At 69.2% G+C, this 744-nt stretch carries 1 protein-coding gene; it reads right to left on the bottom strand.

What is annotated here, in order from left to right; all coding sequences use genetic code 11:
* Positions 1-728 (bottom strand): helix-turn-helix transcriptional regulator (locus tag ABEA87_RS42225; RefSeq protein ID WP_345639433.1); only part of this gene is annotated, 728 nt, incomplete at its 3' end.
* Positions 729-744: the final 16 nt, after the last annotated feature.

Raw genomic sequence — 744 nt, 5'->3', positions numbered from 1 at the left:
AGGTCCAGTTCGCCGACGACGGGGTGGTAGAAGCGTTTCGTGCCGTGGCGGTGCACGTAGACGTCTTGGGCCGCCCACCAGGTGCGGAAGCTGTCGCTGTGCATCGACAGCTCGCCGATGAGATTCATCAGCTGCTGGTCGTGCGGGTACTGGGAGGCGGCGATGTGCAGCGCGCCGACGGACGAGCGGGCCGTCTTCGCCCACTCAGGGTAGAACGCCTGCGCGTGCGGGTTCAGGAACGTGAACCGCATCGAGTTCACCGGCAGGACCCCACTGGCCGAGAAGATGGGCGCGTAGAGAGCCCTGCCGAGCGGGTTCGCGGCCAGGATGTCGAAGCGGTGATTGCGCACGAACGCCGGCACGGCCATCGCATTCAGCAGGCGATGGACCTCCGGCCGAATCTCCGGCGTCATCTCGCGACGGCGAACGCGCGACGGCGCCTGGCCGGCGGCGCGGGCCAGGTTATGCAGATGCGCCAACTCCGTGTCATCGAGCTGGAGCGCGCGGGCCAGGGCCTCCAGAACGCTGTCGGACACGCCGGCGAGGTTGCCGCGTTCCAGCCGGGTGTAGTACTCGACGCTGACCCCGGCGAGCGCGGCGACCTCGCCGCGACGCAGCCCGGCCACGCGACGGCCGCCATACGCCGGGATGCCGGCCTGCTCCGGACTGATCTTCGCCCGCCGCGAGGTGAGGAACGCGCGTACCTCGCTGCGGTTGTCCATGCCCATACCTCTAGGCTAGGCA

Origin of the sequence: Rugosimonospora acidiphila (assembly GCF_039543385.1) — a bacterium.
Taxonomy (GTDB): domain Bacteria; phylum Actinomycetota; class Actinomycetes; order Mycobacteriales; family Micromonosporaceae; genus Rugosimonospora; species Rugosimonospora acidiphila.
The sequence above is the reverse complement of the archived record's forward strand: the minus strand, read 5'-3'. Positions and strand labels throughout refer to the sequence as shown.